6 protein-coding genes are annotated in these 7316 nt (G+C 64.2%); 1 reads left to right on the top strand and 5 read right to left on the bottom strand.

The window, feature by feature from the left end; genetic code table 11:
• On the bottom strand, positions 1–1218 hold a 1218-nt coding region (locus EN925_RS15840; RefSeq protein ID WP_164894226.1), incomplete at its 3' end, for an ABC transporter substrate-binding protein.
• 404 nt (positions 1219–1622) lie between these two features.
• Between EN925_RS15840 and EN925_RS15835 the strand changes: the two genes are divergently transcribed.
• Complete coding sequence (locus EN925_RS15835; protein WP_013529538.1) at positions 1623–2678, top strand: LacI family DNA-binding transcriptional regulator; 1056 nt, start codon at positions 1623–1625, stop codon at positions 2676–2678.
• Positions 2679–2695: 17 nt separating this feature from the next.
• On the opposite strand, the gene gndA is transcribed toward EN925_RS15835, so the two are convergent.
• The 4 genes from gndA to EN925_RS15815 form a co-directional block, all read right to left on the bottom strand.
• Entirely contained in the window at positions 2696–4123 is a 1428-nt protein-coding gene (gene gndA / locus EN925_RS15830) for an NADP-dependent phosphogluconate dehydrogenase (protein ID WP_064995551.1), read from the bottom strand.
• A gap of 148 nt (positions 4124–4271) precedes the next feature.
• Positions 4272–5909 carry a copper resistance CopC/CopD family protein gene (locus EN925_RS15825; protein WP_127384614.1) on the bottom strand — a complete coding sequence of 546 codons (1638 nt, stop codon included), beginning with the start codon at positions 5907–5909 and terminating at the stop codon, positions 4272–4274.
• A gap of 53 nt (positions 5910–5962) precedes the next feature.
• Complete coding sequence (locus EN925_RS15820) at positions 5963–6481, bottom strand: YcnI family protein (RefSeq protein ID WP_013529535.1); 519 nt, start codon at positions 6479–6481, stop codon at positions 5963–5965.
• Between the two features lie 41 nt (positions 6482–6522).
• Complete coding sequence (locus EN925_RS15815; protein ID WP_063169027.1) at positions 6523–7062, bottom strand: copper chaperone PCu(A)C; 540 nt, start codon at positions 7060–7062, stop codon at positions 6523–6525.
• Positions 7063–7316: the final 254 nt, after the last annotated feature.

The following is a 7316-nucleotide window of genomic DNA, read 5'->3' as shown; positions in this document are numbered from 1 at the left end:
CAGGGCGAAGCGCTTCTGTGCGTCTTCGACGGTCAATTCCGGCTTGGCGAAGAATTCGGCGAAAAGGTCTTCCTTCTGCTTCTGGGTGTCCTGTGAAAGCAGTTGGTCCGTCCATGGAATGACGGCGCCCTTGGCGAGGATGGCGAGGCCTTTCTTCATGCAGTCGTTCGCCGCGTTGAGATCGACGTCGCCGCGCACCGGCAGGGAACCCTTCTTCAGATTGAAGGCAACCTGCGTCTTGGGATCGAGCAGCGTCTCGGCCAGCACCTCCTGCGCCTTGCTCTTGTCGGCATCCTTGAGCAGCGGGAAGTAGAAGGCGTCGCCGCCCGTGGCTATGACCTCGTTCAGCCCAAGGCCCGGCAGGCAGGTATAATCTTTGCCGGCGGTCTTGCCGGCAACCTGGAACTCGCCCTGTGCCCAGTCGCCCATGATCTGGCCACCCGCCTTGCCGGTGATGACCAGGTTGGTCGCCTGGTTCCAGTCCTGCACATTGGTGTTCTTCGCCATCTTGCGGGCATCGTCCGCGGCCTTGAAGACCTTGGCGACTTCGGGCCCGGCGGCAAACTTGGCATCCTTGTCCTTGTAGACCTTGAGGAACGTGTCCGTGCCGCCCACAGCCGCAAGCAGCACGTCGAAGGCACCGGAGGATTGCCAGGCTTGCCCGCCGACGGCGAGCGGGATGATGCCGGCCTTCTCCAGTGCCGGCGCTGCCGCCACGAATTCATTCCAGTCCTTCGGCAACGGCACGCCGGCCTTCGCGAAGGCTTCGTTGGACAGCCACAGCCACTGCCAGGAATGGATGTTGACGGGCACGCAATAGATCTTGCCGTCGATGGTGCAGCCGTCGAGCAGGCTCTTCGGCCGCACGACATCAGTCCACTTGCCCTTGGTGGCGACGTCGGTGAGGTCGCGCATCAGGCCGGCCTGCACCAGCTCTTCCGCCTGCCGGCCATGGTTGAACTGCGTGGCGCCCATCGGATCGCCACCGGTGATGCGGCTGATCATGATCGGCCGCGCCGTGCCGCCGGAGCCGGCAATGGCGCCGTCCACCCAGTGGTTGCCGGTCGCATCGAATGCCTTGGCAAGTTCCGCAACCGCCGCGGCCTCGCCGCCTGAAGTCCACCAATGGGTGACTTCCAGGTCCGTCGCGGCCGCCTGGCCGGCAAATTGCAGTGCAGCCGTCGCCGCCAGGGCAGCGGTCAAAAATCTGTATCGCATTTCGGCTCCTCCCAGAATCTGAAACGTTACAGATTTTCGATACGGCAATTGCGCGGGCTGTGCAACCCATCAACGAAGCGCCCTCGATATTTTTTCGGGCCGCGAACAAATCCGCCTGAATGATCGCGCTTCTCATGCACTGCAGCATGGTTTGCTGCGGCGCAAACACCGAAATGCCGCCTGATACGGGCAAAAGGCGGCGGCAGGGGCGATTTCTCCTGGAATCCCAATGCGTTTCGCAAAAAGAACCATCCACCTCGTGACGAGGACATACATCTCGATACTGGCAATCTGTAACGTTTCAGTATATTGACGCTTTGCCGGGGCTGGGACGCATATCGTATCGCTATGGCGGCGATTGCCGACATGGCCCGCGGCTGCTATGCGCCTGACGGGCGGGACGAATGGACAGACAGCGTACGGACAAGAACGGGGAGAACTCGGCACAGGGACGGCCGACGTTGAAGACGCTTGCCTTCATGACCGGGCTCGGCGTCACCACCGTGTCACGCGCCTTGAAGGATGCCCCGGAAATCGGCGCCGAAACCAGGCGCCGCGTCCAACTCGTCGCCAAGCAGATCGGCTACCGGCCGAACCGCGCCGGCGTGCGTCTGCGCACCGGCAGGACCAATGTCATCAGCCTCGTGCTCAACACCGACCGCGAGATCATGAGCTTCGTCTCGGACATCATCTACGGTGTTTCGGAAGTGCTCGCCGAAACGCCCTATCACCTGATCGTCACGCCTTATTCCCGCTCGCAGGATCCGATGGAGCCGATCCGCTATCTCGTCGAGACCGGCTCGGCCGATGGCGTCATCATCTCGCGCACCCAACCGAACGATCCACGCGCCCGCTACATGCTCGAGCACGGCATGCCCTTTGCCACGCATGGCCGCACCGACATGGGCCTGGTCCACCCCTACCATGACTTCGACAACCATGTATTCGCGATGGAAGCCGTGCGCCGCCTGGCGAGCATGGGCAGGCGCAAGCTGGCGCTTCTGTCGCCGCCACCCGGGCTGACCTATTATGGCCACACGCTGAACGGCTTTGCCGATGCGCTGAGCGAGGTCGGCGCCAGCGAAATTCCGTTCAACACCGTTTCCATCGATCACACGATCGAGCAGATCAGGACCAGGACCGCGCAGGTGATGCGCCGCGAGAACAGGCCGGACGGCTTCGTCAGCAGCGCTGCCGCCGCGACACTGGCTATCGTCGCCGGCATTGAAGATGCCGGCCTCAAGCTTGGCCGCGACGTCGATGTCGTGTCCAAGCAGTCGTCGGACCTGTTGCACCTGTTCCGGCCGGAATTGCTCGTCGTCAACGAGAACTTCCGCCTGGCCGGCTCCGATCTCGCCCGCTCCGTGCTCGGCTGGATCGGCGGCGCCGCACCCGGATCGTTGCAGCGCCTGGTCGCCACCAGCGAGGTTCAGGCGTTCAGCCCGCCGGTTTCCGTTTAGGCTCTTGGGCCGGCTTGTCAGCCAGCCGCACCGCTTCCCCACGGCCCATGGAACGCGCCTTTGTCGTCGATACGCTCGAAGCCGTGCGCGCCGAAGAAGTCGCGTTGCGCCTGGATCAGGTTCGAGGTGCCGCGGCCCTGGCGATAGCTGTCGAAATAGGCAAGTGCGGAAGACAGCGCCGGAACCGGCGAGCCGGCCTCCGAAGCCCTCGCCACGATGCGGCGCAGCGACGGATGCGCTCCCTGCATCAGCGAGATGAAGGCCGGCGCCATCAGAAGGTTGGTCGAGGCGCCGCCCTTGCTGAAGGCTTCCGCCATGGTGTCGAGCATCTGCGAGCGGATGATGCAGCCGGCGCGCCAGATCCTGGCGATGGTCGGCATCGGCAGGTTCCAGTTGAATTCCTTCGACGCGCCGCTCATCACCGCAAAACCTTGGGCGTAGGCGGCGATCTTGCCGGCGAACAGCGCCAGTTCCAGATCTTTCAGCAAGGCGTCCTTGTCACCGGAAATCTTCGTCACGCCGATGTTGCCATAGGCCTTTTCCGCCGCCAGCCGCTCGTCCTTGATCGACGACAGAACGCGCGCCGCCACCGCCGCCTCGATCGCGGTGGCCGGGATGCCGAGCTGCTGCGCCTCGATGACCGACCATTTGCCGGTGCCCTTCTGGCCGGCGCGGTCGAGGATGATGTCGACCACCGGTTTGCCGGTCTTCGGATCGTCGGCCGCCAGCACCTTGGCGGTGATCTCGATCAGGTAGGAGTTGAGCCGGCCCTTGTTCCAGTCGGCAAACACCGTGCCGATCTCTTTCGGACCCATGCCCAGGCCGTCGCGCAGGATGCCGTAGATCTCCGCGATCATCTGCATGTCGGCATATTCGATGCCGTTGTGGATGGTCTTGACGAAATGTCCGGCGCCGTCGGTGCCGAGCCATGCCGCGCAGGGTTCGTCCTTGAATTTGGCGGAGATCGCCGTCAGCACCTTCTCGACGCGCTTCCATGAGTCCTCCGTGCCGCCGACCATGATCGACGGCCCGTGGCGTGCCCCCTCCTCGCCGCCGGACACGCCCATGCCGATGAAGGTGAGACCCGAACCGGAAAGCTCGGAGAAGCGCCGCATCGTGTCGCGGAAATTGGCGTTGCCGGCATCGATGACGATGTCGTTGGCCGACAGCACGCCACGCAGTGCCGCGATCTGTTCGTCGACCGGCTTGCCGGCCAGCACCATGATGATGATCGGGCGCGGCGGCCGGATCGCGGCGGCGAGCTCTTCAAGGCTGTAGCAGGGCACGACCATGTCCCTGAGTGCGCCGGCATTCTCGACAAAGGCATCGGTGCGCGCCCTGGTGCGGTTGAAGACAGCGATGCGGTGCCCGTGCTCGGCGATGTTGAGCGCCAGGTTGGAGCCCATCGTGCCAAGGCCGATCAGGCCGATTTCGGCTTTTTCCATCGTTTCTTCCCTGCTCTCGGATCGTTTGTTGAGACCGCGATTTTGCGGGCGATGATTGACGGGCCTTGACGCCTGCGTCAACCGCCTCGCCGAATTGTGTTGCCCGGATTGTCGGTCGTGCCCGTCTAGAGGTACCTGGCAGTCCCGCCTACGGCCTGATGTCGACGGGCGCCTCGATCTTCACCATCTGAAAATCCGAGACCAGTATGTCGATGCGCACCGTCCACCGACCGGGCACCGGAATGACGAGGTTGTCGACGCGCCAGCTGCCGTCGCCGGGCTTGGTCGCCGTGCGCTTCAAGGGTTCGATGCCGGAATCGGGCTTTGACAGCACAAGCGTTACCTCCTTGGCGTCGAGCGGGCCGAAATCGCCGCTCATGATGACCATCGAGGCAACGACCGGGCCGGCATGGCCGGGAGTGAAGTTGAGATCGGCCATCGCTTGCAGCGCGTGGATATGGACCGACACCGGTTGCGCTGCCGCGATCGCCAGGGCTCGTGGCGGCGGTGTGAAGCGCCAGCCCGCGGCAACGCCGAAAATCGCCAACACGATCAACATCTCGACGCCGATCGAGCGGACCAGCCTGCGTTGAACTTCCGTCGATCCCGCCTCGGCCGATGCCGTGAGTTTCCAGCGGTTGACGGCAGCGAGCGTGAACAGAAAGACCAGCAGCCCGAGCTTGATCAGCAGCAGCCTTCCATAGGCGGTGTCGACCAATGCCGCGGGCGTTTGCACCTGGATGACGGCAAGCACGGTGCCGGCAGCGGCAAGCACGGCCACCACGGGCAGGATCCCCCAAGAAAATCGCCGCAGGAATGGCGTGGCCTCCGCCGATTGCCCCTTGAGCGCCAGCCCGAGTGGGACCAATGCGCCGACCCACGACGCGATGCAGACGCCATGCAGGAACACCATCGGCCGCGTCAGCCATTGCGGTTCGGCGGCACTGGCATGGCCGCTGGCGGCAAGCGCAATCCCCACCCCGGCCAGGCCGGCCAGCGCCAATGGCTTGGCGGTGGCACGGGGACCGGCCAGCGACAGCAGGCCAAGCCCCAGCGCGATCAGCGCGACCAGCACCGTCCAGCCGAAGCTGGTGCCGAGCCCGGTCCGCCAGATGACCGATTGTGCCAGATGGGAGAGCGGCGCCCCGAGTGCATCAAGCCCCTGCAATCCGAGCGACAGGGACGACGCGACCAGCCCGCTCAGGATTGCAGCTGCAACGAAGCGCTGCCCGGCACGGGCACTTCCGGCCAACCAGGCAAGCGCGAAGGCGCCGCCAACGCCGAGGAAGAGGCCGACGTAGAGAAAGATTTTGCTCGCCCAGATAGCCGACCGCAACGGCCAGTCGATGGCTTCGGATACGGCCGGCGGTTCGCTGGGCGCGCCGATGGAAAACAGCAGCGATCCGCCGACGGGATGACCGTCTGCGGAGATGACGCGCCAGCTCAAGACATGCGTGCCCGACTTGAGCGGCTGCGGATTGTCGATCTCGACGGTCTGGTCGCTGAGACGAAAGGCGGTCAGTGGAACCGGCTTGCCGTCGGGCTTCACCAGCGTCAGCACCAGAGGCGAGACCGGCTCGCTGAAGGTCAGCGAGAACTGCGCCGGTCCCTGTGCCAGCACCGCGCCGTCGGCCGGGTCGGTCTTGATCAGCGCGGCATGGGCAAAGGCCTGATCTGACACGGCAAGGCTGGCAAGAAACACGATCACAGCCAACAGGCCGACGGCAAGCCGGCCGGTGCGTTTGCCGGTCATGCAAGCCGTTTGCAGGAGGGAGGTCGTGCTCATGTCACCGCCACGAAAAAGAGCGGCGCACTCGAAAGAGCGCGCCGCCTGGGAGATCATTTCTTCGGCAGCAGCTTGATGCCGGGTGCCGGGCTTTCCAGTGCGTCTTCATCCTGCCCTGCCGCTGGAATCTCGATCCAGCGATCGGCTGCACCGTCGCATTCCTGCACGACCGGGAAATAGAGTTTTTGGCCGACGGGGAGATCCGCCGTCAGCGTCGCGCGGAAAACGAACTCGTCATAGAATTCATCGGGCAGGTTGCCGCCGCTCCAGTCGACCTCCTTGACCCCATCGGTCACCGCCTGACCGTAGAGCTGGTAGGATTTCTCGTACTTGCCCTTCTTGGTCTGCAGCGTCCAGCCGGGCTTCGGCATCGGCTTGATCGCGATCACCCCTTCCGGAATTTGCACGCGCACGGCGGTCGTCGCCTTGCCGTCGCAGCCATGCGGCACGCGCAAAACGGCCTTGTAGGTCGAGCCGACCGCCGCCTCCTGGGTTTCGAACGTGATATGCGCGAAGGCGGCGCTGGTTCCGAGCGCGAGAAGTGCGCCGGCCGACAAAAGATATTTGTTCATGATGGTCCCTCGGATTTTCAAGATTTGTCGAGCTGGCGCGGTCAATTGGCGTGATCGTCCACGGCGCCGCCGCCCATGCCTTCGACGGCGAAATCGACGCTGACGGCGCCGGCCTTTTCGAAGGTCAGGGTGGCGGAGAACTTTTCGCCCTGTTTGGGTTGCCGCTTCAGGCCCATGAACATCAAATGATAGCCGCCAGGTGCAAGGGCTACCTTGCCGCCCGCCGGAATTTCCAGGCCGCCGGCAACCGGCCGCATGGTCATGACGCCGTCCTTGACGCCCATCTCATGCAGCTCGGCCTTTTCGGAGACATCGGAGGAAATCGACACCAGCCGGTCCGGCGCACTGCCCTTGTTGGTGATGGTGAAATAACCGCCGGCCACTTTGGCGCCGGCCGGCGTGGCGCGCGACCAGGGGTGGCCGATCTCAAGATCGCCAACCTTGAACTCATGCGCGAGGACGGACTGGGCGCCTGTGAACAGCAGCGCAAGAGCCAGCACGGCAATGCCGACACGCTCTTCGATGCCGCGTAGAATGCTGCCCGGCTCAGGACGCGCGGCGTCAGGGAAAAAATAGGACATGGTTGCTCCATGAAGTGAAGGTCGCGCCGTTGCCGGTCGCGAGCAGTTAGATCTTTGGATGGGTACGCCCACGAAAGGTTCCGCCGGGCAAACAGGCTCAGGCCGTCAGCGGCGGCGCGCGCGGGTTCGACGGCGAGCGCTCACGCGCAAAGTCGAGATGGATGGCCGCCGGGAAGACAAAGGCGACCGTTTCAAAGGAAAGGCTGCCCGGCGCCAGACCGGCATTGGGCGGCGGCGCAAAGGCCGCCGAAACC

Source organism: Mesorhizobium sp. M7A.F.Ca.US.006.04.2.1 (genome assembly GCF_004022915.1).
Taxonomy (GTDB): Bacteria; Pseudomonadota; Alphaproteobacteria; order Rhizobiales; family Rhizobiaceae; genus Mesorhizobium; species Mesorhizobium ciceri.
The sequence above is the reverse complement of the archived record's forward strand: the minus strand, read 5'-3'. Positions and strand labels throughout refer to the sequence as shown.

Coding starts and splice junctions, on each gene's coding strand:
- EN925_RS15835 (WP_013529538.1), top strand. CDS start 1,623: ATGGACAGACAGCGTACGGACAAGAACGGGGAGAACTCGGCACAGGGA.
- gndA (WP_064995551.1), bottom strand. CDS start 4,123: ATGGAAAAAGCCGAAATCGGCCTGATCGGCCTTGGCACGATGGGCTCC.
- EN925_RS15825 (WP_127384614.1), bottom strand. CDS start 5,909: ATGAGCACGACCTCCCTCCTGCAAACGGCTTGCATGACCGGCAAACGC.
- EN925_RS15820 (WP_013529535.1), bottom strand. CDS start 6,481: ATGAACAAATATCTTTTGTCGGCCGGCGCACTTCTCGCGCTCGGAACC.
- EN925_RS15815 (WP_063169027.1), bottom strand. CDS start 7,062: ATGTCCTATTTTTTCCCTGACGCCGCGCGTCCTGAGCCGGGCAGCATT.